The 24,789-nt window shown below is 69.3% G+C and carries 14 protein-coding genes; 11 read left to right on the top strand and 3 right to left on the bottom strand.

The features are described 5' to 3' along the window. The first annotated feature begins 109 nt into the window (after nt 1-109). The 9 genes from rplK to AB0O71_RS00260 all read left to right on the top strand — a co-directional run bounded on the left by rplK (nt 110) and on the right by AB0O71_RS00260 (nt 15,145). Nucleotides 110-538: a 50S ribosomal protein L11 gene (gene rplK, locus AB0O71_RS00220; RefSeq protein WP_010156073.1), complete on the top strand. Its 429-nt coding sequence runs from the start codon at nt 110-112 to the stop codon at nt 536-538. 12 nt (nt 539-550) lie between these two features. Continuing rightward, complete coding sequence (gene rplA / locus AB0O71_RS00225; protein ID WP_090146657.1) at nt 551-1,240, top strand: 50S ribosomal protein L1; 690 nt, start codon at nt 551-553, stop codon at nt 1,238-1,240. Between the two features lie 223 nt (nt 1,241-1,463). Continuing rightward, entirely contained in the window at nt 1,464-2,600 is a 1,137-nt protein-coding gene (locus tag AB0O71_RS00230) for a serine/threonine-protein kinase (RefSeq protein ID WP_363740545.1), read from the top strand. Then, entirely contained in the window at nt 2,597-8,734 is a 6,138-nt protein-coding gene (locus tag AB0O71_RS00235; RefSeq protein ID WP_363740548.1) for an Ig-like domain-containing protein, read from the top strand. Before AB0O71_RS00230 ends, AB0O71_RS00235 begins: the two co-directional genes overlap by 4 nt. Before the next feature lie 49 nt (nt 8,735-8,783). Then, nucleotides 8,784-9,776, top strand: coding sequence for a MoxR family ATPase (locus AB0O71_RS00240; RefSeq protein WP_363740550.1), 993 nt, complete (start codon nt 8,784-8,786; stop codon nt 9,774-9,776). Next, nucleotides 9,773-11,140 carry a DUF58 domain-containing protein gene (locus AB0O71_RS00245; RefSeq protein ID WP_363740552.1) on the top strand — a complete coding sequence of 456 codons (1,368 nt, stop codon included), beginning with the start codon at nt 9,773-9,775 and terminating at the stop codon, nt 11,138-11,140. Before AB0O71_RS00240 ends, AB0O71_RS00245 begins: the two co-directional genes overlap by 4 nt. Beyond that, nucleotides 11,137-13,707 carry a transglutaminase domain-containing protein gene (locus tag AB0O71_RS00250; RefSeq protein ID WP_363740554.1) on the top strand — a complete coding sequence of 857 codons (2,571 nt, stop codon included), beginning with the start codon at nt 11,137-11,139 and terminating at the stop codon, nt 13,705-13,707. Before AB0O71_RS00245 ends, AB0O71_RS00250 begins: the two co-directional genes overlap by 4 nt. Further along, a complete protein-coding gene (locus AB0O71_RS00255) occupies nt 13,707-14,528 on the top strand; it encodes a protein phosphatase 2C domain-containing protein (RefSeq protein WP_363740557.1) in 822 nt (273 codons plus the stop codon). Before AB0O71_RS00250 ends, AB0O71_RS00255 begins: the two co-directional genes overlap by 1 nt. Beyond that, nucleotides 14,525-15,145, top strand: a complete 621-nt coding sequence (locus tag AB0O71_RS00260; protein ID WP_363740559.1) for a hypothetical protein — start codon at nt 14,525-14,527, stop codon at nt 15,143-15,145. The genes AB0O71_RS00255 and AB0O71_RS00260 overlap by 4 nt, the downstream gene beginning before the upstream one ends. Nucleotides 15,146-15,209: 64 nt before the next feature. On the opposite strand, the gene AB0O71_RS00265 is transcribed toward AB0O71_RS00260, so the two are convergent. From AB0O71_RS00265 to AB0O71_RS00275, 3 genes are read right to left on the bottom strand one after another with little or no spacing between them, the layout of a single operon-like run. After that, nucleotides 15,210-16,532 carry a S8 family serine peptidase gene (locus tag AB0O71_RS00265; RefSeq protein WP_363740562.1) on the bottom strand — a complete coding sequence of 441 codons (1,323 nt, stop codon included), beginning with the start codon at nt 16,530-16,532 and terminating at the stop codon, nt 15,210-15,212. Nucleotides 16,533-16,534: 2 nt separating this feature from the next. Further along, complete coding sequence (eccB, locus tag AB0O71_RS00270) at nt 16,535-17,881, bottom strand: type VII secretion protein EccB (RefSeq protein ID WP_363740565.1); 1,347 nt, start codon at nt 17,879-17,881, stop codon at nt 16,535-16,537. A 3-nt stretch (nt 17,882-17,884) separates the two neighbouring features. After that, nucleotides 17,885-19,066 carry a type VII secretion integral membrane protein EccD gene (locus AB0O71_RS00275; protein ID WP_363740569.1) on the bottom strand — a complete coding sequence of 394 codons (1,182 nt, stop codon included), beginning with the start codon at nt 19,064-19,066 and terminating at the stop codon, nt 17,885-17,887. Between AB0O71_RS00275 and eccCa the strand changes: the two genes are divergently transcribed. Together eccCa and AB0O71_RS00285 are read left to right on the top strand one after the other, a co-directional pair. Continuing rightward, nucleotides 19,035-22,883: a type VII secretion protein EccCa gene (gene eccCa, locus AB0O71_RS00280; RefSeq protein WP_363740572.1), complete on the top strand. Its 3,849-nt coding sequence runs from the start codon at nt 19,035-19,037 to the stop codon at nt 22,881-22,883. The genes AB0O71_RS00275 and eccCa overlap by 32 nt on opposite strands. Nucleotides 22,884-22,987: 104 nt before the next feature. Next, nucleotides 22,988-24,724, top strand: a complete 1,737-nt coding sequence (locus AB0O71_RS00285; RefSeq protein ID WP_363740575.1) for a DUF5684 domain-containing protein — start codon at nt 22,988-22,990, stop codon at nt 24,722-24,724. Nucleotides 24,725-24,789 lie beyond the last annotated feature (65 nt).

Here is a 24,789-nt window from a genome sequence, read left to right on the forward strand (position 1 = left end):
CTGCGAACGCCCCTGGCGTGCGTCGACACAGACGAGTACCGCATCCGGAACGGCCGGACTCGCGGGAGAGCTCGCACCACCGTGCGGGTTCGATGGAAAGGAAACAATCATGGCAAAGGCCAAGAAGGTTACCGGTCTGATCAAGCTTCAGATCCCGGCCGGTGCAGCCAACCCCGCACCTCCCGTGGGTCCGGCGCTCGGTCAGCACGGCGTCAACATCATGGAATTCTGCAAGGCGTACAACGCTGCGACGGAATCCCAGCGCGGCAACATCGTTCCGGTGGAGATCACCGTGTACGAGGACCGTTCGTTCACGTTCGTTCTCAAGACCCCGCCGGCAGCCGAGCTGCTGAAGAAGGCGGCAGGCGTGCAGAAGGGCTCCGGCACTCCGCACACCGTCAAGGTCGCGAAGGTCACCGCAGAGCAGGTTCGCCAGATCGCCGAGCAGAAGCAGGCCGATCTCAACGCGAACGACATCGACGCTGCGGCGAAGATTATTGCGGGCACCGCTCGCTCCATGGGCATCACGGTCGAGTAAGGGGCATCGGACATGGCACAGAAGTCAAAGGCGTACCGCGCCGCTGCCGAGAAGATTCAGGCAGACAAGTTCTACACTCCCGCCGAGGCAGTCGCCCTGGCCAAGGAGACCGGTTCCACGAAGACCGACACGACCGTCGAGGTCGCCGTCAAGCTCGGTGTGGATCCCCGCAAGGCGGACCAGATGGTTCGCGGCACCGTGAGCCTGCCTCACGGCACCGGCAAGACCGCACGCGTCATCGTGTTCGCGGTGGGCGCTGCTGCTGAGGCAGCGATCGCAGCCGGCGCCGACGAGGTCGGTGGCGACGAGCTCATCGAGAAGGTGGCCGCTGGCTACACCGACTTCGATTCGGCTGTCTCGACCCCCGAGCTCATGGGCAAGGTCGGTCGTCTGGGTAAGGTGCTCGGCCCCCGCGGCCTCATGCCCAACCCGAAGACCGGCACCGTGACTCCGGACGCAGCCAAGGCTGTGACCGAGATCAAGGGCGGCAAGATCGAGTTCCGCGTCGACAAGCACTCCAACGTGCACTTCATCGTCGGCAAGGCATCGTTCACGGCCGAGCAGCTCGCCGACAACATCAACTCGGTGCTCGACGAGATCTCGCGTCTGAAGCCGTCGTCGGCAAAGGGCAAGTACGTGCAGAAGGGCGCCGTTTCGACGACCTTCGGCCCGGGCATCCCGCTCGACGTTTCCGGTCTGTAAGCAGAACGCTGTCATCAGCCCCTGGCCGCCATGCGGTCGGGGGCTGATGCGTTTTCGGGTGCAGGATCAGCCCGGCGGCTCCGAGGCAGCCTCGTGCCTGTGGATACGGTCTGCAGACCGCGCCGCCTCGTTTAGGATATTCACGTGACACACTGTTCCCGAGCCGCTGCCGTGCTCCGACGCGCAATGCAGCAGGGCGGCGCGATCGCCTCGGGAGCAGCGCATGGCTGACCGCGCGCCGGTGGGCGCTCCCTCGATCCCGGGGTTCAGCTATGTGCGCCCGCTCGGGTCGGGCGGTTTCGCCCAGGTGTTTCTCTATGAGCAAGACATGCCGCGCCGCCTGGTCGCGGTGAAGGTGCTGAACGGAGCCGCCAAGGGCACCGCAGCGGTCGAAGAGCTTCGCGAGGTGTTCGAGAGCGAGGCCGATGTCATGGCCCGCCTGAGCAGCCACCCGTCGGTGGTGTCCATCTATCAAGCGAGCATTTCGCTCGAGGGCCACCCGTACCTGGCGATGGAATTCTGCCCGGCGTCGATGGGGGCTCTCACGAAGGGGCAGCCGGCGCGATTGCGCGATGTGCTCGATGCTGGCGTGCGGATCGCAGGCGCGCTCGAGACGGCGCACCGAGCCGGCGTGCTGCACCGCGACATCAAGCCCTCGAACGTGCTGCTCACGACGCTCGGCCGCCCGGCGCTCTCCGATTTCGGTATCGCGCAGGTGCTCGGCAGGCGCGAGCTCGACGGAGAAATGGCGATGTCGATTCCCTGGTCGGCGCCAGAGGTCGTCGGGCTGCAGAGCACGGGCAGCGTCGCGACCGAGGTGTGGTCGCTGGGTGCGACGCTCTACTCGTTCGCAGCAGGCCGGTCGCCATTCGAACTCGCCGACCGCGCTCAGAACTCGCGATCGAAGCTCACCGAGCGCATTTCGAAGGCGCTCTACCAGGCGATCCCGGGCGCGCAGGGCTACGAACGTTTCGACGAGATCATCTCGCGCGCGTTGCGCAAGAACCCGCACGAGCGTTACGCGTCCATGGCCGAGTTCGGCGAAGCGCTGCAGCAGCTGCAGCGCACCTTCGGGTATGACGTGACTCCGCTCGAGATCGTCGCAGAGGCCTGGTTGCCGCGGTCCGAGGCCGTGCCGGCCGGCACGCGCGGCCCCGTCGTGAGTACGGTGGGGCGCGTGACGCGCGCCGAGGCGCGTGCTGAGATGCTCGCGCAGCGGCGCGGGACCGACGACGACGGGCTGATTCTCGATCGGCCGACCTCGCCGTGGCGCGCAGGCATGATCGGAGCGGGAATCGCGCTCGCTGTCGTCGCAGGCGCTGCGAGCGTGCTCTGGGCGATGAGCGGCGGTGCCGGGTGAGCCAGGCATCGGGCCAGGGGCGCTCAGGGTTGCGCAGACTGCAATGGTGGATCGCCGGCGTCGTGTCGTGTGCGCTCATTGCCACGGTCGCGGTGATCGCGAACGGGTACGACGCGCGCGAGACGCCGCGTGCCGAGCCCGGGGTGTGGGTCGCGCGCGAAGCGGGGCAGTACGCCCGCGTGAACACCGATACCGGCGAGTTGGATCTGGTGCGCAAGGTCGCTGATCCGAGCGGCGTGCTGCAGTCGGGCGAACGCGCCGCTGTGCTCTCGCACGGCAATGGTCGCGCGTGGCCGCTCGACGCGGGCAATCCGGTCGATCTCGGAGACCGTGCGCCGGCGGGTGATGCGGCCGCCGGCGACGAGACCACTGGCGACGAGACCGAGGCGGAGCCCGCTTCCACCGTCGCCGCCACCGAGTCCGACGAAGAGGCGGACGCGGCTGGCGGCGCCGCGTCGGCGGTGCGCCTGCCCGACGGCACCCGCGAGGTGGTGAGCGCCGGTCGCTTCGTCGCAGTGCGCACGGAGTCGGGCGCCGTGTACGCGGGTGAGATCGCCTCGGACTCGACGGCCTCGGGGGCTGGCGGATCCCTCGGCTCTGCCGATCTCTCCGGAGACGACGAAGCGATCGCCGAACTCGAATCCCGATTGGGCTCGCTCGTGCGCGTCGATCCGCTTGCCGATGATGAAGCGGGCGATGCCGCGCAGCTCGAAGCGGAAACCGACAGCGTCGACGGTGGATCGTCGTACCGCGCCACGGCGATCGCACTCACCGAGTCGGGCCGCCTAGCCCTCTTCTCCGGTGATGACGACGCGGTGCGCGAATACGACGCCGTGAGCCGAGAGTTCATCGGCGGGGCGGCCGAAGTGCCGGCGGGCGCCGGAGACGCGCCCTCCCCGCAGCTGGCGCTCGTCGCGGGCGACTGGGTGCTGCTTGATCCGGAATCCGGTGAGCTCTGGCGCGAGGGCGGTGCGACGGCGTCGCTCGAACTCGACGGCTCGGCTCGATTGCAGGCGAGCGGGGGAGACGGAACACGCGACGGGCGACGGGTGCTCGTCGCTGATACGAGCGGGCTCACCGTCGTCGACGCCGAGGGTGCATCGGAGCGCGTGGTCGACACCACGGGAACGCCTGCGCAGCCCGTGTACGTCGGCGACGTCGCGTATGCGGCATGGATCGGGCAGAACGCGGGAGCGCTCTGGACCTCGGAGGAGGGTGAGAAGCCGCTCATCATCGACGACTCGGCTCGCGAGTCGGGCGACCTGCTGCCGGTCATCCGATCGAATGGCGAGCGCGGGGTGCTCAACGAGATGCGCACCGGCATGCTGTGGACGCTGCCGGGCGGCGAGCTGATTCCGCTGTCTCAGTGGACCATCTCTGACCCGCCGAAAGAGGATCGCGGCACGGTGGTGGTCGAAGACGTCACTGAACAGGTTGCCCCGACCGCGGTCGACGATGCCTTCGGCGTGCGCGCGGGCGAACCCGCTCCGGTTCCGGTGCTGCTCAACGACTACGACGCGAACAAGCGAGATGTGCTCACGATCGTGCCGGAATCGCTCGGCGAGCAGAGCCTGCCCGAATCATTCGGCACACTGCAGCTCATGCCCGACGGGCAATCGCTCACCGTGCAACCCGCGGCGGAGGCGAGCGGCAGCGCAACGTTCAGCTATCGCATCACCGATGGCGGACTCGTTTCGGAGCCGGCGCAGGTCACGCTCACCGTCATCGGCGATGACACCAATACGGCGCCGGCATGGTGCCCGGTAGAGGGCTGCCAGCGCGAGTGGCGGGTACCCGCGATCGCGCCGGGCGGCACGCTCGTGTACCCGATTCTCGAAGGCTGGGTCGATCCCGAAGGCGATGTCATGACGCTCGCCGCGGCCGAGGCCATGCGCTCCGAGGATCCGGTACGGGCGATCGTCACGGCAGACGGTCGACTCGGCATTCGACACACCGACCCCAACGCCGGCGCATCAGACATTGCGTTGCGCGTCACCGTGCGCGACGGCAGGGGAGAGGAATCGCAGCGCGAGCTGACCCTGGTGGTCGACCCGAGTGCGACGCCCGAGTTCACCGCGACTGCGACGACCGTGCAGGTCGGACGCACGGCCACGGTGCGCCCACTCGACCGCGTGGCGGGCGGATCGGGCTCGTACGCGCTGCTCGATGCCACCGATCCGAGCGGAACGGTGAGCGTGACACCGAAACCCACGAGTGGTGCCGTCGACGTGGAAGCCGCTACTGCGGGCACGGCGACGGTGACGGTGACGGTGCGCGATACCGTGACCGGCGGCGAGATCACGGGGCAGCTCCGCGTGACGGCAACTCCGGCAGGGCCGCCGCTGGCACTGCCCGCGCTCCGCGCCTTCGTGCGGCCCCTCACCGACGCGACGGTGGAGATACTCGACGCGATTCCCGGAGCCGCTTCTCGCTCGCTCGCGGTGGCTGGCGTGGAAGTGGCCGACGGTGACCTACAGGCCGACATCATCGACCATGCACAGGTGCGGGTCGCCGGCAGTACTGCAGACGGTGGTGCCGGTCGTATCGGCGCCATCGATGTGACCGTCGCCGAGGGAGAGGCCCGGGCGCAAGGCCAGCTCACCGTCTTCCAAGTGCCAGACACCGGCTCGACCGGAGCGATCGCCGTTGCCGACACCGCCACGGTGCGGGCCGGTTCGGTCGTCGATATCCGGGTGCTCGAGAACGATGTCGCGGCGCCCGGTGAGCGACTGGTGCTCGACCCCGAGATCGTCGGCTCGGGAACGAAGGGCGAGCTCGCCTTCGCATCCGGCAACGTGCTGCGCTACCTCGCCCCGAAGCAGGCCGGAACCTACCGACTGAGCTACACCGCGTTCGGCGCCAGTGATCCTGCCGCAGGCGACGTCGGCTCCGTCATCGTGACCGTGCTGCCCGAAGGCTCGAATCGCGACCCTGAGCCGACCTCGGTGACCGCGCGGGTGAGCCCGGGAGCGACGGCGCAGGTGCGGGTGCCGCTCTCCGGCGTCGACCCCGACGGTGACCGCGTACGTCTCGTGAGCGTCGACGGCGACGCTGAGGCCGGCGTTTCGGCGACGATCAATCCTGCGGGCAACGGTGTCGTCGTCGAGGCTGCGGCGGGCGCTACTGCGGGCGCCGTGGAACTGACGTACACGGTACGCGATCCTCAGGGCGGATTGGGAACAGGCGAGCTCACCGTCATCGTCGTGCCGACCGCCGAATCGAGCGCGATCATCGCGTCGACCGACTATCTGCGCCTCACGCCGAAGAGCGACCCCGCGGTGGTGCGGCCGCTCGACAATGACATCGACCCCGCCGGGGGCAAGCTCACCATCGAGTCGGTGGTGCCGAACGTCGTCGGGGGCGAGAACAGCAGCGAAGCGAAGCAGCTCGCCAGCCGACTCGACCTGTCGAAGCTCGCTGAGGGGCGGGTTTCGGTGCAACCGGGCGCAGACCTGGGCACCGTTTCATACCGGTACACGATCCGCTCCGAGGCGACGAAGAGTACTGCAGACGGGCTCATCGTCGTGCAAACCTCAGAACGTGTCGGAGCGCAGGCGCCGACCATCACCGACACGGTGCTGAACGTGCGCGACCGGGCTGAACTCGCCGCCGGCGGAGTCGATGTGGTGACCGACAAGGTGCGCTGGGCGACCGGCGACGTCTCGACGCTGCGACTCTCGCTCTGGGCAGGCTCGAACGAGTCGTATCGGGCAGCTGGTTCGAAGATCTCCGGCGAGTATCGGGCTGGCGGCGACACGGTCGTCTTCAAGCTGTCGGGCACCGATGCGTCTGGCCAAGACGTCGCGTCGTACGGGCTGCTCATGGTGCCGCCGCTCGACGAGTTGCGACTGACGCTCAAGCCGAACCTGCAGCCCGTCAAGGTCGAGGAGAACGAGCAGCAGGAGGTCGCCGTGCGCGACCTGGTCGACAGCGGCCCTGACGATCGCGTCGAGTTACGCCGCGAACCGTACACCGTCGGTCGTGCACAGGCCACGTGCGAACCGGTCTCGGGCGACCGGCTGCGGTATTCGGCCGGGCGCGAGGCGCCGTGGAACGACACCTGTTTCATGCAGGCGAGGCTCGACGGCCAGAAGGCGTGGACCACGCTTCCCGTGCCCATCGTCATCGTGCCAGACGCCCCGTCGGCACAGGCCGCGCCGCTCACTCGCACCATCGATCCCGGCGCAAGCGCGGAGATCGCTCTGGTCGACATGATCTCGTGGCAGGGCGGGCGCGAAGGGGACGTGTCGAAGCTTCGGTTCGACGTCTCTGGCGGCAGTTCGCTGTTCACGGTGTCGCAGAGCGGCGGGTCGCTCACGGTCGAGGCTCGGGCCGATGCGGTGCCGGGCAGCCAGGAATCGGTGTCGGTGGCTGTGAGCGGCGCAGGCGAGTCTCGCGCGCCCTTGACCCTGCGGGTGGGGCAGGCCCCGCGAGATCTGCCGCGGGGCGCGACCGTCGCGCTCCAGTGCACGGTCGGCGGCGACTGCGGCGCCGAACTCGTGGGCGTCGCGGGGGAGCATGACCCCTTCGCCGGTAAGAGCGGGGGCGGGTTGAAGCTCGCGGCCGTGAGTGGCGCCGGATGTTCGTACGGAAGCTTCACACGTGTGGGAGATTCAAGCGTCTCTGTCTCATGGCCGGGAGGGCCCGAGATCGGCGGCACGTGCCGCGTGGGATTCACCGTGGTCGACGCGCAGGGGCGCACCGGCGACGGCGTCATCGAGTTCGACGCGCAGGGAATTCCGAGTCGTCCCAGCATTCAGCAGACCGGGTACACGGCAGACAGCGCCAGCTTCACCGTGACGCTCGGCGGCCGCCAGGCCCACCCCGACGTGTCGGGCGTCAACCTCTCGGGCGGCGGATCGTCGAGTTGCAACGCCGTTGGCGGTTCCTCCTTCCAATGCGTCGCCAGTGGGCTCTCGAATGGCCAGAAGCACGAGTTCACCGCGGTGGCGGTGAACGACGTCGGATCCTCCGCGGCATCGACTGCGGTGACCGCGTGGGCCTACCAGGCCCCGGCGGCGCCGAAGGTCACCGTCGAATCGATCAAGAATCCCGGGAACACGGATCAGTCGACCGGCGGCGTGCGCCTCTCCGTCTCTGGCTCGAGCGACACGCGTCAATTCGCGATCTCGTACCGCGGAGCCGACGGCGGCACGATCGAGGGCGACCAGGGCAGCCGTGAGTACACGGCGCTTCCGGTCGGACCAGTGTCGTTCACGGTGACTCCGGTCACGAGGTTCGACGTCCCCGAGATCGGTGGCGGCTCGAACACGGGCGCCTCAGCGCAGGGCGACGGGTTCGTCATCGGCGCTCCGCGACTCGCGAGCGCTTCCCTCACGAGCACTGGCGACACGACGGCTGCGGTCGGTCTCGACGCGCAGGGAGCGCACAATGGTGAGGCCGTCTCAACGCGCTACGCCATCGCACGTGTGTCGCAGAGCATTGGAAGCTGCACCGACGGCGGTCAGAGCTCATCGACCTTCACCGACCTGCAGAAGTACCGGTGGTATCACGCACGGGCGTGCATGCAGAGCGATTACGGCGTGAGTATCGCTGAGACCAACAGAACCATCATCGGCCGTGAACTCGACGCTCCGACCGTGCGCTTCACGATCGCCAAGGATCCTGTCGTCGATGGCGCGAGGGCGACCTACGACTTCGTGCGGAACGGCAACGACGTCGCCCTCGAGATCACGAAGGCTGATGGAGCAGAGCTGCGTTTCAGCAACACTGGCGACGCGAATTTCGTGTTCGCCCCCGGGATGACGGTGATGCAGTGCGCCGGCGACCCGAATGACGGGGGCAGCTGTTCGCCGAGCTCGGCGGTCGAATCCCGGAACGCGCCGAATCCGATCACGATCGAGCTGAAGCCCGATCCGGTTTGCTACGACTCGTCGAACCCCCCGAACGAGTCCGAGCTGCGCGAGATGTTCACTTTCACCGGTGCAGATCCGCAGAACGCCCGCTTGCTTGCGGGAACCCAAGCGGGCGCGGAAATGCCAGTGACCATATCTTGGAGTGGACCGTATCAGCTGAACGCCGCGACGATCAACGTTCCGATCTGCACGGTGCCAACACGGCCAGACCCGGGCGACGGCGAAGCAGATCCCGAGACTCCGCCCGAAAATCAGTGATGCCCGCGCGCACGCACGACGATTCGATCAGCCCCGCCGAAGGAGCCGCATGACCTCCCAGCCGCAGACCGCAGCCCACGCCATCACGCCCGACCAGGCGCAGTGGGTCGCGCAGCTGTTCGCCACTACGGCCGACGCTATGGAGCAGGCGATTCACGGCAAGCGCCGCGTGGTCGAGCTCGTGATCGCGTGCGCGCTGGCGGGCGGTCACGTGCTGCTCGAAGACGTGCCGGGAACGGGTAAGACCGCGCTCGCTCGCGCACTCGGTCAGGTGATTCAGGGAACGACCTCGCGCGTGCAGTTCACGCCCGACCTGCTGCCAGGCGATATCACCGGCATCACCGTGTTCGACCAGCGCGTGGGTGCATTCGAGTTTCACCCGGGGCCGATCTTCGCGAACGTCGTGCTCGCCGACGAGATCAACCGCGCCAGCCCGAAGACGCAGTCGGCGCTGCTCGAGGTGATGGAGGAGGGGCGCGTGACCGTCGACGGCACGAGCCACGATGTGGGCAGCCCCTTCCTGGTCATCGCCACGCAGAACCCGGTCGAGCAGGCCGGCACCTATCGGTTGCCTGAAGCCCAGCTCGACCGGTTCATGGTCAAGACCTCGATCGGCTATCCCGACCAGGCGGCGATGACGCGCATCCTGCAGGGCGACCGTTCGCAGCAGGTGCCGCTCTCGCCGGTGGTGAGCACCGGAATGGTCACGCAGGCGCAAGAGCTCATCAGCCGCGTGCACGTCAGCCCGCTGGTGGCCGACTACGCGGTGCGGCTCGTCGAGGCCACCCGCCGCGCGAGCGAGGTGCGCCTGGGCGCCAGCGTGCGCGGTGCTCTCTCGCTCGTGCGTCTCGCGTCGGCGTGGGCCGCGGCGAACGGACGTCACTACGTCACTCCCGATGACGTGCGCGACCTCGCCATGCCCGTGCTCACCCATCGCCTCGTGCTCGAGCCCGAGGCCGAGTTCGACGGCGTCACGGCGGCCCAGATCCTCGGTCAGATCATGCTCGATATCGCGGCACCGCAGGAGAACGGCACCGCGTGAGTCTCGATACCTCGCGAGCTCCGGTATCGAACACCGGGACGGGAACGCGCGGCAGCACCTCGACGCGGTTCGGCGACACCGTGCAGGGAACGGGGCGCGTCAGCACACGCCGCCGTCGTGCGGCGCGCCGCTGGTGGCGCCGCAACCGTCGCCGCCTGCGGCGACAGTGGCGCCGGGTCAGGGAAACCGTCACGCCGACGGGCTACTTCGTGCTCGGCGTCGCCGTGCTCTCGGTGGCGCTCGGAATCACGCTCGGCTGGGTCGAGGCGTGGTTCGTCGCGATCGGCTTCGGGGTGCTGCTGCTCGTGGGGCTCCCATTTCTCATCGGCTCGCGCGCCTACCTGATTCGCATCACGGTCGATCGGCTGCGAGTCGTCGCGGGGGGAGAAGTCGCACTCCAAGTCGAAGTCGAGAATTCGGGCGCGCGCCCGGCGCTTCCGGCTACTGCCGAACTGCCGGTCGGTGAGGCGCTGCGCGAGATCCCCATTCCGTTCATCGGGCCTCGGGGTACGGCGGCGGTTCCGGTGGGCATTCCCGCGGTGTCGCGCGGCGTCATCGAGGTCGGTCCGCTCACGCTCGCGCGCCGCGATCCGCTCGGTCTGGTGCGCCGCGAGATCACGTGGCGTGACCGGCACCTCGTGCACGTGCACCCGCGAACGGCGCGACTCCCGCAGGGATCGGCAGGGCTCGTGCGCGATCTCGAAGGCGCGGCGAGCCGGCGCCTCACCGATTCTGACCTCTCGTTCCACGCCGTGCGCGAGTACGTGCGCGGCGACGCCATGCGCCACGTGCACTGGAAGTCGACTGCGAAGACCGGAACACTCATGGTGCGCCAGTACGAGGAGTCGCAGACGGCTCGCGCCGCGATCCTCTTCGATGCCATTCGCACGGAGTACGCGAGCGACGATGAGTTCGAACTCGGCGTGAGCATCGCAGCATCTCTCGGCCTCCAGGCGGTGCGCGAGGGGCGCGAGCGCTTCGTCGCTTCGCAGTGGGCGCCGGGGCGCATACGCCCGAGCATCGACGGCCTCGAGGAGCTCCCATCTGGCACGCCCGCTCAGCTGCTGGACGCCTGGGCCGAGCTCGAGCCCGCAGAAGACGCGCTGCCGATTGAGCGACTCGCCCGCGGCCTGGCCGAGTCGCGGCGGCCGCTGTCGATCGTCGCGGTTGTCACGGGTTCGGTGCCGGATCCGGCACGGCTGCGCCGCGCCGCCGCAGCGTTCTCCGAAGACGTACGCGTACTCGTGGTTCGGGCAGAAGTGCTCGCTGATCCCTCAGCCCACCTCGTCGACAACTGCACCATGTTCACCGTCGGCGCGATCGGGGATCTCCCGCAGCTGATGGTGCGAGGAGGCCTGTCGTGAGCGGCATCGCCACACCACCCGGTCCGCGTCGAGCTTCGCGGGGTGCGGCAGCCGTGCGCGATCGCTCGTCGAAGCCGAAGCGTGCGGCAGCAGCGCGGCGCCCCGCACGGGCTCGCCGCACGAGCACCAGCCCGGCGCTCCTCGTCGGAGCCGCACTGCTCAGCGCCGTCGCAGTCGCCGCCGGCGCCCTGTCAGCTCTGCCGATCTACAGCACCCCGTGGGTCTGGGTCGTCGGCGGAGTGGCCTGGGCCTTGGCGTTCGGCATCATCTGGATGGGGCGGCGCATGCGCTGGGGCGTCGGCAGCGTCGCCCTGCTCATCGCGGCCTTTGTCGTCGTGGTCGTGCCGCTCTCGGTTCCGAGTGCGCTGGGCGCCGGGCCGGTCGAGCTCGTCAGCGGTCTCATCGACGGCCTGGCGACCGTGACCCTCGGGTGGAAGCAGCTGCTCACGCTCACGCTCCCCGTCGGCACCTATCAGGCGGTCATGGTGCCATGGCTGCTCGTGGCGATGGGGTCGACCGCGATGAGCACCGCCCTGGCACTGCGCGGCGGTCGCGTCGCGCCATTCGCAGCGATCCCCGCGCTCATCCCGGTCGGGTTCGGCGTCACCTTCGGGTCGTCTGGGGTCAGCACGCCCATCGACATCGGGCCGCTGACGATCACCGCACCGCGCGAGCTCGCCCTCTGGTCGGTGGTCTGCGTCGCCGGGGCGGCCTGGGTGGCGTGGTCGTCGGGTATCGGTCGCCGTCGGGCGCTGCGTCTCGGCCGCTCCACGCAGCCGGGAGAGGGTGCAGTCGGCGTTCGTCGCAATGCAGCGGTGCGCGCCGTCAGCGCCGTGCTGACCGCCCTCGTCGCGCTCGGCATCGGAGCTGCCGTTGCTCCGCTCGCGAACGCCGATCGTCAGGTACCCCGCGATCGCGTCGATCCTCAGCTCGTGGTGCGTGAGCAGACGAGCCCCCTCGCCGGGTACCGCGCTTCGAAACGCGATACCGCCTTCGCCGCCCCGATGTTCTCGGTGCGGAGCGACGGCGCGGCTCCCGAGCGTCTGCGCATGGCGGTACTCGACGGCTACGACGGCGTCGACTTCTTCGTGGAGGACGGCCCGGAGGGGCGTTTCACCCGGTTCCCGAGTGGCGAACCCGTGACCGATCCCGTCGACGTCTCCGTCGAGATCGCGGAGGGATACGACGGGATCTGGTTGCCGATCGCGCCACCGCTGGCGGCGCCGCCCACGTTCGAGGGAACGCGATCCGGCGCGCTCGGCGACGCCTTCTACCTGAATCGGTCGAGCTGGGCGGCCATCGCGGTGCCCGGGGGTCGAGGAGTGCGGCCGGGCGACGGGTACACGGCGAAGATGAGCGCAACGGCCGGCGCCGATCCCGCCGGGGATCCGGTGCAAGACGCGCCGCTGATCGACCTCGAACGCACCCCGCAGCTCGCGCAATGGCTGAACACGCAGCGGCTGCCGACGACGATGGATGGACTCCTCGAGGCGATCCAGCGACTGCGCGACCGTGGATACCTGAGCCATTCCCTCACCGACGGAGAGGGCGAACGCGACTGGCTCGAGTCCGCGTCGGAGGAGTACGGCACGAAGTTCATCGCGAGCGCCGGCGGGCACTCGATCGCCCGTCTCGAAGCACTCTTCGCGCAGCTGAACGAGCAGCAGCGCGCCGCCGGTGACGGTGCAGATGATCGTGCGCTCGTCGCGGGAATCGGCGACGATGAGCAATTCGCGGCGGCGGCGGCGCTCATCGCTCGTGCCATGGGCTTCGACTCGCGCGTGGTGCTGGGGGTGCGCTACGGAGGCGAGGACGCCGGGGTGCCGGGAGTTCCTGCCTGCACCGAGATGTGCACGGGCGAGCACCTCGCCGCGTGGATCGAGGTGCGCGGAGACGGGGGTGGGTGGGCTCCCGTCGATGCGAGCCCGCAGGTCGAGACACCGCCGAGCACGCTCGAACGCGGCGAGCAGTTGCCCGAGTTCCCGTCGGTTCCGGAGGAGCGCGACGCGAGCCAGGCCGACCCGCCCTCGAGCACCAGCGGAGACGCGAATGAGCCAGCCGAAACGCCGGATCGCGACGCCTTCGCCGCGCTCTGGCCGGTGCTGCGCGCCATCGGCTTGTCGCTGCTGGCGCTCGTGCTCCTCGCCTTGCCCGTGCTGTTCATCCCCGTGGCGAAACGGGTGCGACGGAAGCGGCGGCAATCCGCGACCTCTGCGGAGGAGCGCGCGCTCGGTGCCTGGGACGAGCTCATCGACGGCTTCGCCGATACGGGCGGCGTCGCTGCGGAGGCAGGCAGTCGCCGTGACGTCATGGAGCAGCTGAACGTGCCTTCGGGAACCTGGGTCGCGTGGACCGTCGACCGTGCGGTGTATTCTCGCGAGGGTATCGACGGGAATGACGCTGATCAGCTGTGGGCGCTGGTCGATGAAGAACTGGCGACGCGCCGGGCGAAACTCGGATTCTGGAAGCGCTTGCGCGCCCGGTATTCGTTGCGCTCGCTGCTGCCCCGGGTACGTACACGACGAGTCGGGCGCCCGAAGCGGCGCCTGATCGCAGGAGGACGATAATGCGAATCGGAAACGCGCTAGAGGTGAGCGCCGCCGTGCGCACGCATCCGGGTATGCAGCGATCGGTGAACGAGGACTCGGCGCTCGCCGAGTTTCCGAGCTACCTCGTCGCCGATGGTATGGGCGGGCACGAGGCGGGCGATGAGGCGAGTCGCGCTGCCGTGGAGGCATTCGCGTCAGTGATTCGACCCGGCGAGCTGTCGACCGTGCGCGATGTGGGCCTCGCGCTCGACGCCGCGCGTACAGCCGTCGGAGAGGTCGCCGCCGATCGCGAGCGAGGAGCGGGTTGCACGCTCACCGGCGCCGTGCTCGTGCGACACGAGGGGCGGGCATGCTGGCTAGTGCTGAACGTCGGCGACTCGCGGGTCTACCTGCACCGCGGCGCCGAACTGCACCAGGTCACCGTCGACCACTCGTTGCGCGACGAGATGATCGCTGGCGGTGCGAGGCTCGACGCGTTGCCCGGTCGCAACGTCATCACCCGCGCCCTGGGGTCGGCCGACACGACCGCCGACAGCTGGCTGCTGCCCGTCGAAGACGGCTCGCGTCTGCTCATCTGCTCGGACGGGCTCACAACCGAGGTCGATGATCATCAATTGCGGGCCGCACTCACGATGGGCGGGCAGCCGGAGGCCGTGGTCGAGGAGCTCGTGCATCGCGCGAACGAGGCCGGCGGGCGCGACAACATCACCGTGCTCGTGGTCGACGTGCTTGCGGGCGGCGCGGCGTGGCACGTGAGCGCCGACCCCGGTTCGAGTGTCGCAACCGAGAGCGAGAACGACCTCACGCTGACTGCCACCGTGCCGAGGCGTGGGCGATGAGTGATCAGCGGGATCCGCGAGACCTGCGGAATCAGCATGAGTCGCAGAGCCCGCAGGATCCGGACGAGGAAACCGTGGTGACACCGCGGCGGGCGATGGCCGACGCGAGCGACGAGACGGTGGTGACGCCGCGGCCGAATGCGCCGGCGCCGAGCGACGAGACGGTGGTTCCCGCAGTGGCGCCAGCTCCAGCTGCAGTGGCGAACAGCCTGTCGCGCAACCCGGCTCCTCCCATTGATGAGCCGGCACCGCTCGAACTCCCTCCCGAGCTCGCGGCGCGCATGTTCAAGTCGCCGCTCGATGCGCGGTATCGAGTGCCCGAGGCCCCGACCTCGGCACCCGACCACGCGCTCCCGCGACGGGGCGTCAGCCCAGCGCTGCCGGTGATCACGTCGACACGCGCAGGGCGCCGTGCGGCGGCAAGCGCAGAGATGGACTCCCGGTTCGGCCCGCCGCCCGAATCCCGGCCGGCACCGCCAGCAGCGGAACGCTCGGCGCTGCGATCGACTGCGCGCGCCAATCGTCGCTTCGGCATCGTCGCTGTCGCCGGTTTCGCAGGCAGCCTGGTCGTCGCGATCGGCGGGCTCTGGGCAGTCGCCGTGCTCGCGTTCACCTGACGCCCGCCCCGCCCACCAGCGCCGACCCCGATTCAGATTGGGCAGGCGGGGCGGGTGCGCGCCGCTACGACGAGTGGCGGCGGCGCAGGGTCGCGCCGAGTCCGAACAGCGACACGAGACCGGCGGCGACGACGGCGATCGCGGTGACGAACGCGGCGTTTCCGGGTTCGGTGGGCTCGGGGGTGAGGCGGGTGCTGCTCGTCGCGAATGCCGCGTCGCTGGTGTCGGCGAACGGACTCGTCGGGCCGCGAGTGGTCGAATCGGGGCGCAGGTCGAGCGCAGCGGCGGGCCGGATCACGCCCCATCCCACCTGGTCGTCGCGCGCATCGGGATCGGAGCGCGCTGCAGTCGCCTCCAGGCGGTACGCCCAGCCCTCCGGCCCCTCAGCAGGGAACTGCTCGGCGAGCAGCGCCGCCGCACCGGCGACGTAGGCCGTCGCGAAGCTCGACGACGGGGCGTCCGGCGCATACCGGCAGTCCCCGCCTCCGGTGGAGGTCGTGAGTACGTCCTGCCCCGGGGCCGCGACCTCGACGTGCGGCCCGTGTATCGAATCGGAGGTCGGCAGTCCGCTCGTATCGACCGCGGTCACCGCGAGCGCTCCGGGATAGGCAGCGGGAAACCGCGGGGAGTCCTCAGTGTTTTCTGTGGTGCTGCGGTTGCCCGCGCTGGCGACGACGAGCGAGCCCCGCGCGGCCGCCTCGGTCGTCGCGTCTCGGAGCGCGGCGGTGTCGACGTCGTCACTGAGCGCCACAACGATGATCTGCGCGCCGAGGTCGGCAGCGCTGCGAATCGCCTGCGCCAAGCGCTCCGCATCGGGCCCGAAGCCGGCCTGTTCGCTCTCCTCGTCGGTGCCGCGGAATATGCGGAGCGATACGATCTTCGCGTCGGGTGCGAGTCCGACGACCCCCGAAGTCTCGGTAGGGCGCGCGGCGATCACGCCGGCGAGCGCGGTGCCGTGGCCCTGAGGATCGCCGAGCCCGTCGGGGCGCTCTCCGTCTGCGATCAGCGATGTGCTTCCCGGCGCGAATGCGTCGGCGAGCTGCGGGCGCGATACGTCGACGCCCGAGTCGATGATGGCGACGGTGACGCCGGCGCCGGTGGGGGCGGTGGATCCGGTCTCCGCGGTGCCCTGGGGCGTCCACCCCATCGCGGTGAACGCGCTCGGCGGCCCCGGAAGGCGTGCCATGACGCCGACGCCGCACTCCTCGGCGGCGGAGGCGCGTACCGGGGCGATGACGTCGGGAGTTACCGCGAGCAGTCCGGCAGCAACCGCAGAGGCGACTGCGAGCGCACTGATGCGTCGAACCCGTCTGCGCCTGGTGACATCGGTGCGATCAGCATGCCGGTCGCAACTCGCGACGCCGGGCCGCATACTCCTCCAGCTCATGCTCACAGCGCCTCGGGGGTCGCCGCTGCGGCTTCAGGCGTGAGCGCGGGCCCCGCGGGCAGCAGCTGGATCCAGGGCGCGGGAACGGTGGTGATGTCGTTCGCCGTGTAGCCGAGTCGTGCGGCGCCCGTCGCCGCGTCTCCGGGAACCGCGTATGCGGTGCCGCCGCCGTCGATGAGTGCGAGCGTTCCCGCTGAGCCGCTGCGCACGAGCGCTCCGCCGTCTTCCGTGACGGTGACTCGCGTGTTGCCGGTGTCGGTGACGTCGGCCTCGGCTGCGCCGTCAGCGGCATCGATTGCCGAGCCGCCTGCCGCAAGCGTGGTGCGCTGCTCGTTCGCATCCCCGATCAACGTTGCGCACGGTGCCGCTGCCCCGGTGACAGGGGCGAGAATCTGCTGCGGCCAATCGGCGGCGCCCGCCGCATCGGCCGAGGGCAGAGCCCCGATCTCGGCGGGGCTGATCTCGACCTCGTCGCCGAGCGCGCCCGATCCGCCGCCGAGCAGGTACAGGCGATAGGCGAGATCGCTCATCCGGGCCAGTGATCCGTCTGCCGTGAGCAGGTAGCGCTCAGCATCGCCACCGCCGGTGGGCCGGATCACCGAACCGGCTGGCAGATCGACCCCGTCGATGGTGCCGCGCCCGTCGAACGCGAGCGGTTTCAGATCGGAGCCCCGCGCGAAGAGCGCGAGCCATTCGCCGCGTACTTCGACGGGCGCAGCCGCGTCGAGACCGATGGCTCGGAGCACGGCCGTGCGATCCTGCTCGCCAACCAGGTAGCTCGTGCCCCCCGAGACGACATACGTCTCATCATCGCGCTCCACCACGATGCCACTGCCATCGGCTGCCGGTTGCATGCGCTGGTCTCCGACGTGCACCGAGGTCGCGCCGCTGGTGGCGCACGCGGCCCATCCGGTGCCGTCGAGGCGGCTCGTCTCTGGCAGGGTGTCTGGCGCGCCGAGAATTCCGACGGTGCCGCCGATCGGAATGCCCTCGAGTGCGCCCTGCTTCACCGTCACAACGCTGAATTCGCCTTCGGGAATCGCCATGCGGGCGCTGACCGTGTTGATGACGGGGTGCAGTTCGCCACCAACGCTGATGTACCGCGCGCCGGTATCGCTGGCGACGATGAGCCGATTGTTCTCCCACCCGCTCGGCAGCTTCGGCTGCATGAGCCCGATGAACACGCCCGCCAGTATCACCATGGCGGTCAGCGCGATTCCGGCGAATACCGCGCGCAGCGGCTTTGCCGGCTCGAGCTCTTTGCCGCCCGGCGCGCCGCCGATGAACGCCGACAGCAGTCGGGCCTTGCTGAAATTCTGCGCCTCGAGCAGGTCTTTCTTGGTCGCCACGGCTTACGCGAGCCCCGCGGTGATGGCGCCGAGCGGCAGCAGCAGCGCCAGCAGAATGACTTCGATCGTGTCGCCCAGCGTGGTGATGCGCATGCGCGCCCGTGAACTCAGCAGCGTGAGCCCAGACACGAGCCCGGTCGCGATGAGCAATCCCGCGAGAAGCATGGGCGCCTGCTCCCGGTGAGAGAGAATCGCGGAGACGCCGGCGACGGCGAGGATCGCGGTGCCCCCGGCGAGGAGCACGATGACGGAGGCGCGTCGTGCCGACTGGCGCGATTGGAACATCAGCACGGCGCCGCAGATGAGGGTGAGCACGGTGCCGATCCAGCTGGCGCTCGCCACCACCGGAGTTGCGACGAGTACGGCGATCGCGAAGGCGATGCGCAGGGCGACGAGCAGACGGTGCCCCGCATCGATGCGGGCGGCCACGCGATCGGGATCGACGGGTGGCGGCGGATCGAACATCTCAGTCTCCGTCATCGGCGAGATGACGCGAATCCGCGTACTGCTGAGCGTGAGCCAGGGGAGTGCTCCGGCGAGCAGCCCGGCACATGCGACCATGACCGCGTATGGGCCGGACGGATCGACGCCCGTGATCCCGACGACACCCGCAGGAATGGCGACCGCGAGCCCGAGTGCGATGGGGAGCAGCAGCATCTCGGCCGGTTTCTTCGCGAGCAGCAGCGCCGCGCCCCCGCCCGCCATCATCCCGAGCCCGGCTGCGGCGAGCGCGAAACCCCACAGCGGCTGGTTCTGAGCGATGAGATACCCGGTCAGCCCGGCGAACGCGGCGGCGGCGAGACCGAACCCCAGGCCGGCCTCCTGCTGGCGGAGGCGGCACAGCGTGGCGGTGAGGGCGAGCAGCACGAGGGTGCCGACCCCGGCGATGATGGCCGGAAGGTACGTGGTCGCCGGTTGGAGGGCGAGCAGGATCGCGCTGAGTGCGACGAGCGTCAGGCTGACCGCGGTCGCCGTGCGAGCGGCGTCTTCGGGGCGCCACGCCGTGTGGTGCGCGCTGGTCGCATCGATGACGGCCTCAACCACGTCGTCGTAGCGTCGCGGTACCGCGACGAGCTGGCCTCGCGTCAGCGTGAGGATCTCTCCCTGGTCGACGCCCCTGCTCGGCAGCGTCGGCGCGATCATCATGGTCTCCGTGAGCAACGCCGGTCCGACCGGATGGATCACCGGAGGGATGTTCCTCATCTCCGCGCTCGGATTCGTCTTCGTGAACGGGTGGCGGCAGCGGGCGACGCGGCAGGCGTCGATTCTGAGCTCTCGTCGTGAGTACCTCGCGTACCTCACCGATCTGCGCGACACCGTGCGCACGGCTGCCAAGGCTCAGCGACGAGAACGCAATTGGCGGTATCCGGCCCCCGAGACACTGAGTTATCTGGTCGAAGACGGGACGCGGGTGTGGGAGCGCTCGGCAGCGGATGACGACTTCCTCACGGTGCGGGTGGGCGCCTGCGAGCAGCCACTCGCGCTGACGCTCGTGGCGCCCGAGCTGCCGCCGATCGCCGATCTCGATCCCGTTGCGACGACGGCCGCCCATCGATTTCTCGCGACCCATGAAATGCAGCCGGATCTTCCCACGTATGTGCGCATCTCGCACTACCGAAACGTGCAGCTCGTGGGCGATGACGTCGAGCGCATTCGCGGCCTCGCCCGGGGCATGATCTCCCACCTCGCAGCTCTGCACAGCCCTGATGACCTGCAGATCGTGATCGCCGCCGGGCCCGAGTCGCTCCCGCATTGGGAGTGGGCGAAGTGGCTGCCGCACGCGCAGTCGACCCGCCTGCGCGATTCGCTCGGCCCGGCCCGCATGATCGGTTCTGATCTCGACACGCTGCTGCGCATGTTGCCGGCAGACCTCCGTGAGCGTCCGCGCTTCTCGCCGGGAGGAGTGGCGCCCGACTCGGGCCCGCATCTGCTCGTCGTCGTGGACGGGGCGAGCGTGCCGCCGAGCGACTCGGTCTTCGCGGGCGGTCTGCAGGGAGTGACCGTGCTCGATCTTCCGAGCACTTGGGACGACAACGACGACTCGTCGACTGCTCGCGTGTACGTGGGCGCCGCAACTGCAGAGGTCGCCGAAGGGCGCACCCAGGCGCAGACCATCACTCCAGACGATATGAGCCTGGTCGAAGCTGAAGCCGTCGCGCGACGGCTCGCCCCGCTGCATCGAGAAGGCGGCGGGGCCGGATCGGTCTCCCGGGCGAGCAAACGGCAGCAGGAGCTGCTCGAGCTGCTGAGCCTGCCCGACGTGCGCGACCTCGACCTCGAGCAGCAGCGGCGCTATCTGCCGGAACGCGACCGTTTGCGCGTGCCGATCGGCCAGGACACGAACGGCGCCCCGCTGATCCTCGACCTCAAGGAGTCGGCATCGCAGGGCATGGGCCCGCACGGCCTCATCATCGGCGCGACCGGCTCGGGGAAGTCGGAGGTGCTGCGCACCCTCGTGCTCTCGCTCGCGCTCACCCACTCGCCTGAGCAGCTGAACTTCGTGCTGGTCGATTTCAAGGGCGGGGCGACGTTCGCGGGCATGGCAGACATGCCGCACGTTTCGGCGATCATCACGAACCTCGGCGAAGAGATCAGCCTCGTCGACCGCATGCAAGACGCCCTGCAGGGGGAGATGACCCGGCGCCAGGAGCTGCTGCGTTCGGCTGGCAACTTCGTGAACGTCGGCGAATATGAGAAAGCGCGCAAGAACGGGCGCAGTGATCTGCCGCCGCTGCCCGCGCTGCTCATCGTGGCCGACGAGTTCTCGGAGCTGCTGAGCGCGAAGCCCGAGTTCATCGAATCCTTCGTGGCGATCGGCCGCCTCGGCCGCTCGCTGCACGTGCACCTGCTGCTCGCCTCGCAGCGCCTCGAAGAATCGCGGCTGAAGGGGCTCGATACGCACCTCTCGTATCGCATCGGCCTGCGCACATTCTCCGCCGCCGAATCGCGCACCGTCATCGGCGTGCCCGACGCGTACCACCTGCCGCAAGAGCCGGGTGGTGGCCTCCTCAAGGTCGGCAGCGACGAAAATCTGACGCAGTTCCGCGCATCATACGTCTCCGGCCCGCCGCCCGCGCGCCGTGCGAATGCGTCGGGAGACGCTGCTTCTGTGGCACCGGGCGCGATCCGCATCACGCCGTTCACCGCGGCCGCGAAGCAGTTGACCGACCCGGTTGATGAAGCGGCGAGGGCCACCGCCGAGGCCGAGCGTCGCGCTGAGGAACTCGCGTCTGCAGAGCCAGAGGAGACCCGCAGCACCTTCGAACTCGCCGTCGCTCGCATGTCGGGCATCGGCCCAGCAGCGCATCCGGTGTGGCTGCCTCCGCTCGAGGAGCCGGCTACACTCGACCAGCTCCTCGGAAAACTCGCGGTCAGCTACGAACTCGGCCTGCACGCACCGCGGTGGCGAGAGCACCGGCGTCTGGTCGTGCCCGTCGGCATCGTCGACGTGCCGCTGTATCAGCGTCGCGATGTGCTCACACTCGATCTCTCCGGCGCAGCCGGCCACGTCGCCATCGTCGGCGCTCCGCTCTCCGGCAAGAGCACGGCCGCTCGCACGCTCGTATCGGCCCTCGCGCTCACGCACACGCCGCACGAGGTGCAGGTGTTCGTCATCGATTTCGGCGGCAGTTTCGCCGGTCTCCGCGATCTGCCCCACCTCTCCGGGCTCGCGACTCGAGGCGAGCCCGAAGTCATCCGCCGCACGGTCGCCGAGGTCACCTCACTGCTGAACGCGCGTGAGGCGTACTTCCGCGCCCAGGGCATCGATTCGATCGACACCTACCGCTCACGGCGCGAGCAGGGCATCGTCGACGACGGGTACGGCGATATCTTCCTCGTCATCGACGGGTGGGCGACGCTCCGCAGCGACTACGAGTCGCTCGAAGCGCCCGTGCAGCAGCTCGCCGCGCGCGGCCTGAGTTTCGGAGTGCACATCGTGCTGACGGCGAGCCGCTGGCTCGATATTCGTCCGAACGTCAAAGATCTCCTGGGCGGGCGCATCGAGCTGAGGCTCGGCGATGCCTCGGATTCGGAGGTCAATCGGCGGGCGGCGGCGAACGTTTCCGCGCTCCCAGGGCGCGGCCTTGATCCTGCCGGTCTGCAGATGCTTACCGCGCTGCCCCGCATCGACACGGATACCGCGGCGGATACTCTCGTCGATGGCGTCGACGACCTCGTCGCGAAGGTCAGCAGCGCGTGGCAGCGCGAACACGGTCCGAAGCTGCGCCTGCTGCCCGAGCGCTTGCCGCTCAGCGAATTGCGCGAGCACCCGGCGGCCAACCCCAAGCACCTGCTGCTCGGGCTCGACGAGGCAGAACTCGCCCCGGTCGGCATCGATCCCGAACGGGAGCAGCACCTCTTCTTGTACGGCGACTCCGGGTCGGGCAAGTCGGCGATGCTGCGCGGCATCGTGCACGAGATCACGCGACGGTATGAACCGGGGGAGGCGCGCATCTTCATGATCGACTACCGGCGCGCCCACCTCGGCGAGATACCCGAGGCCTACCTTGGCGCTTACCTGACCACCGCCGAGCAAGCAGCCGGTGCGGTGAACCAACTGGTCGAGTTCTTCCGCGCTCGTCTGCCCGGCCCCGATGTCACCGCCGATCAGTTGCGCTCCCGCAGCTGGTGGACGGGTGCCGAGGGATACATCCTCATCGATGATTACGATCTCGTGGCCACCCAGCAGGGCAACCCGGCGGCCCCGCTCGCGCAGTTGCTCGCCCAGGCCGGAGATCTCGGGCTGCACGTCATCGTCACCCGACGCTCGGGCGGTGCATCGCGCGCGGCGTACGATCCGATCCTGCAGGGAATGACCGACCTCGGCGTCACCGGCATCCTGCTGAGCGGAAATCCCGAAGAGGGGCAGCTGATCGGTAAGGTCAAAGCTATTCCGAGCGCTCCGGGGCGCGCCCAAGTCATGTCGCGAGCGCGCGGGTATCAGGTCGTGCAGCTCGCCTATGCGCCATCGACCCAAGACGCCGCAGCGGATCAGCCGTGATGCCCGGGATTCTCGATTACGCCTCAGAACGGTAGCCTGTCAGACGTATCGCTGCTGCGCATCGGTCGCCCGGCTGCACGTCGCCCAACGGAAAAGAGTGATTCATGGTCTACGAGAATTCGACGCAGCTCGGTGCTGGGTTCTTCCTCGTCTTCGGTGTCTGGTCGCTCGTCGGCCTCGCAGTCTATATCTGGTACCTCTGGTCGCTTTCGCGGCTCTTTCCCTACCTCGGCCTGCCCTCGGGGTGGGGGTGGATCCCTATCTGGAACCAGTGGCAGCTCATTCAGCGCGGCGGTTTGCCGGGCTGGCTGGCACTGTTCATGATCGTGCCCGGCCTGAGCATCGTCGCCCTCGTCGTCTCGATCATCGCAATCCACCGCATCAACACGGAGTTCGGCAAGGGGGCGGGGTTCACCGTGCTCGGCGCCTTCATCCCGCCGCTGTGGGCGACCCTCTTCGGCGGGCAACTGCGGGATCGTGAGTTCGACGCCCGCGGCTACGCGGACGGAGGGTTCGCGCAGGACGGCGGTGCGTATACCCAGGGCGGTGGCGCGTATGTGCAGCACGGTGGCGCGTATGCACAGAGCGGTGGCGGCCCCGATGCAGCGGCGGGGCCCGCGTATGACGCACACGGCTTCGCGCCCCAGCCTGGTGGCATGGCTCAGGGCGACCAGGCCTGGCAGGGCTTGCCCCCCGTGCCTCAGCAGCACGCGGCGGCGCAGGACCCGTGGGCCGCGGCGCAGGGGGGACCCGGCGGGCCCGGTGCTCCGATCCAGCCCGGTGCTCCGGTAGACCCGTGGCAGCAGCAGCCCGCCCCCACTCCACATGGTGGCCCTGCTGCCTCGTGGCAGCAGGACGCTCCCGCGCAGGCGCCCGTCGCCAACAACTGGGGCTTCAGCAATACCACGGAGGGCGACTTCGAGCGACTGGCGGCCGAAGGGGTTGCCCCCCGCCCGCCGGCGCCGCTCGGCGGGGTGGCGCCACCACGGCCGTTCTCCTGGCCCGCAGTGGAAGACACCAACGTCGAGCGCAACGTCGAGCACGAGTCGGGTCCACTGATGCTCCCCGAGCCTTCAGCAGCGGCGCTGTCGAACGCTCCGGCCGACGCGCCGCAGGTCGCTCCTGCAGAACCTGCACACCTTGCGGGGCCTGCAGAAGCTCCGGGGCATGGAGAACCTCCGGTGTTGGCACCGACGCCCGCAGCACCGTCGCCTGCAGCACCGTCGCCTGCTCCGCCGTCGCCCGCTGCCCCAGAGCCCTCCATCTTCGACCGGGATACTCCCGCTAACGTCGGCACTCCTGAGACGCGCGTCGAATCGCCGGCGGGGGCGCCGGCTCCGACTCGCGTGCCGGAGCCGGTCCCTCCCATCGCGATACCGAATCTTCCCGAACCGGTGCTCGGTGCGCAGTCGGTCGACGCCGTTGCACCGCCCGCGGCTCCCGTCGCAGCGGCCCCCGTCGCGCCACCGCCCGGCGCGGCTGGCGGGCTCGACGAGGATCACACGGTGGTCGTCTCGCGTCGCACGCGCTGGGGGCTCGAGCTGCCCGGTGGGGAAACCCTCGAGCTCGAAGGTGACGACATCGTGATCGGCCGCAAGCCAGAGGCTCGCGAGACCTCGAGCGTGCTGCAGGTGAGCGACCCGACGCGCACCACGTCGAAGTCGCACGCCCGCCTCCGCCGCGCGGGAGAGGACTGGTCGATCGAAGATCTTCATTCGACCAACGGCGTCTCGCTCGTGGGCCCTGACGGAGCGGTGACGCAGCTCGAACCGGGCCGCGGGGCCCCAGCGACCGAGCAGATGATCATCGGCACGCTCGAGGTGCGACTGCGCCAACTCTGAGGGCCGAAGTGCGACTGCATGCGAAGTTGTTGCCGTCGGCAACGCCGCGATGCGCCGCGCACTGA

The organism is Leucobacter sp. NPDC077196, from assembly GCF_040687075.1.
Lineage (GTDB): Bacteria > Actinomycetota > Actinomycetes > Actinomycetales > Microbacteriaceae > Leucobacter.